This window comes from Pseudomonas sp. HMWF021 (genome assembly GCF_003061005.1).
Classification (GTDB): Bacteria; Pseudomonadota; Gammaproteobacteria; order Pseudomonadales; family Pseudomonadaceae; genus Aquipseudomonas.
The window spans coordinates 1-3,054 of record NZ_QAIK01000015.1 but is presented as its reverse complement, the minus strand read 5'-3'; the positions used below and the strand labels follow the sequence as shown (position 1 = coordinate 3,054).

The following is a 3,054-nucleotide window of genomic DNA, read 5'->3' as shown; positions in this document are numbered from 1 at the left end:
CCGGCCGAATCAGGTCTGGGATGACGCACTGCACAAGACCGTCATGGGTCGATTTGGCTGGAAAGCCGGGCAACCGAATCTCAATCAACAAAATGTTCACGCGTTTTCTGGTGATATGGGCCTCACGACCAGCCTGAGACCCTTCGATGACTGCACCGACACGCAAACCGCCTGCAAACAGGCGCCGAATGGCAATGGCCCGGACGGCGAGCCGGAAGTCAGCGACAACATTTTGCGTCTGGTGCTGTTCTACACCCGCAACCTTGCAGTGCCGGCCCGTCGTGACGTCAACGACGAACAGGTGCTGGCCGGCAAGAACCTGTTTTTCCAGGCCGGTTGCCAGTCTTGCCACACACCGAAATACACCACCGCCGCCAACGCCGCCGAACCTGAACTGGCCAATCAAGTGATTCGCCCGTACAGCGATCTGCTGCTGCACGACATGGGCGACGGTCTGGCCGACAACCGCACGGAATTCCAGGCCTCCGGCCGCGACTGGCGCACCCCGCCGTTGTGGGGGATCGGCCTGACGCAAGCGGTCAGTGGCCACACTCAGTTTCTGCATGACGGCCGCGCCCGCAACCTGCTCGAAGCCGTGCTCTGGCATGGCGGCGAAGCGCAGCAGGCGCAGCAACAGGTTTTGTCTTTCAACGCCGAACAGCGTGCCGCGCTGCTGGCGTTCTTGAACTCACTTTAAACATTTAAAAGAATCGGGAGCCCGACATGTTCCGTCCCAAACTGTTGTTTACCAGCCTCGCTGCACTCGCCCTCGGCGCCTGCTCGCCGCAGGACCCGCAAGCCGTCACGTCGGCGGCCATCGCCAAATCGGTGATCCTGCCGACCTACACCCGTTGGGTCGAAGCCGACAGGCAACTGGCCGTCAGCGCCCTCGCCTACTGCCAGGGCAAAGAGGACCTGGAGACCGCCCGCGCCGACTTCCTGCACGCACAGAAAGCCTGGGCCGAGCTGCAACCGCTGCTGATCGGCCCATTGGCCGAGGGCAACCGTTCGTGGCAGGTGCAGTTCTGGCCGGACAAGAAAAACCTGGTTGGCCGTCAGGTCGAACAACTGGTGGTCGCCCAGCCGCAGATCGACGCCGCCGCACTGGCCAAATCCAGCGTCGTGGTGCAAGGCCTGTCGGCTTACGAGTACATCCTGTTCGATGAAAAACCTGACGTCGCCAACGCTGAACAGAAAGCCAGATACTGCCCGCTGCTGATCGCCATCGGTGAACGCCAGAAGCAACTGGCCGAAGAGATTCTGCAGAGCTGGAACAACACCGACGGCATGCTCGCGCAAATGAGCAAGTTCCCGAACCAGCGCTACGCCGACTCCCACGAAGCGATCGCCGATCTGCTGCGCGTGCAGGTGACTGCGCTCGACACCCTGAAAAAGAAACTCGGCACACCGATGGGCCGCCAGAGCAAGGGCGTGCCACAACCGTTCCAGGCCGATGCGTGGCGCAGCCAGTCGTCGCTGACTGCACTGGAAGCCAGCCTTGCCGCGGCCAAAACCGTGTGGGAAGGCGTCGACAACAAAGGCCTGCGTGGTCTGTTGCCAAGCGATCAGAAACCACTGGCAGACAAGATCGACGCGGCCTACGCCGCCTCGCTCAAACTGTTCGGCAGCACCCAGCGCTCGCTGACCGAAATGCTCCAGGACGACGCCGGTCGCCAGCAACTCAACGATCTCTACGACAGCCTCAACGTCGTCCATCGCCTGCACGAAGGCGAACTGGCCAAGGCGCTGGGCATCCAACTGGGCTTCAACGCCAACGACGGTGACTGATGAGGGCAAGTGCCATGCTGCGACGCCAGGCTCTGACGTTAGGTAGTTTGCTGCTGGGAGCAGTGACACTGGGCGGCTGGACGCTGTTCAAGCGCAAGGATCAGAGCCCGCTGTTGCTCTCGGCGCGCGACGACACCGATGGCAAGCATTACGCCGTCGGTTATCGGCTGGACGGTACGCGAGTGTTCGCCACCGAGGTCGGCCAGCGTTGCCATGACATCATCAACCACCCGACGCTGCCGATCGCGCTGTTTGTCGCCCGCCGCCCGGGCACCGAGAGCTACCTGATCGATCTGCGTGACGGGGCGTTGCTGCAAACCGTGACGTCGCAGCCGAACCGGCATTTCTACGGCCACGCCGTGGTGCACAAGGATGGCGAATACCTGTACGCCACCGAGAACGACACCACTGATCCGGGGCGTGGCCTGCTCGGGGTGTACAAGTTCGAAGGCGAGCGGCTGGTGCACAGCGGCGAGATTTCCACCCATGGCCTCGGCCCCCATCAGGTGTCGTGGATGCCCGACGGCGAAACCCTGGTGGTGGCCAACGGCGGAATTCGTACCGAGGCCGAAAGCCGCGTCGACATGAACCTCAACGCCATGGAACCGAGCCTGGTGCTGATGCAACGTGACGGCACCCTGCTGAGCAAGGAAACCCTTGCCCAGCAGATGAACAGCGTGCGCCACCTGGGCATCGCCAGCGACGGCACCATCGTCGCCGGCCAGCAGTTCATGGGCGCCTCCCATGAGCGTTCCGAGCTGTTGGCGATCAAGCGTCCGGGCCAGCCCTTCGTGGCGTTCCCGGTGCCGGAGCATCAGTTGCAGTCGATGGGTCACTACACCGCCAGCGTCGCAGTGCACAGCGAACTGCGGCTGGTGGCGCTGACCGCGCCGCGCGGCAACCGCTTCTTCATCTGGGATCTGGACAGCGGCGAAGTGCGTCTCGACGCGCCGCTGCCCGATTGCGCGGGTGTCGGCGCGGTGAAGGACGGTTTTGTCGTGACCTCCGGTCAGGGCCGCTGCCGTTACTACGATTGCCGTCAGGATGAACTGCTGGCCAAACCGCTGGAATTGCCGGCGGGGCTCTGGGACAACCATCTGCACCTGATGGCGTAAAACAGCCTTAAAAGATCGCAGCCTGCGGCAGCTCCTACATTGGAATGCAATCCTCTGTAGGAGCTGCCGTGTTGTGGTCGAATTTTTTTAGACCATGATGTAGGAGCGTCGATTTAAGGAAGCATCATGGGATATCGGGTTGTCACGTCAG

The 3,054-nt window shown here is 62.3% G+C and carries 3 protein-coding genes; all 3 read left to right on the top strand.

What is annotated here, in order from left to right:
• The coding region (locus DBR18_RS28600; RefSeq protein ID WP_256588488.1) for a di-heme oxidoredictase family protein at window positions 1-697 on the top strand (697 nt) is incomplete at its 5' end.
• Window positions 698-723: 26 nt separating this feature from the next.
• Window positions 724-1,788, top strand: coding sequence for an imelysin family protein (locus tag DBR18_RS01190; protein WP_108588962.1), 1,065 nt, complete (start codon window positions 724-726; stop codon window positions 1,786-1,788).
• A 14-nt stretch (window positions 1,789-1,802) separates the two neighbouring features.
• Window positions 1,803-2,903 carry a DUF1513 domain-containing protein gene (locus DBR18_RS01185; protein WP_108588961.1) on the top strand — a complete coding sequence of 367 codons (1,101 nt, stop codon included), beginning with the start codon at window positions 1,803-1,805 and terminating at the stop codon, window positions 2,901-2,903.
• The last annotated feature ends 151 nt before the right edge of the window (window positions 2,904-3,054 follow it).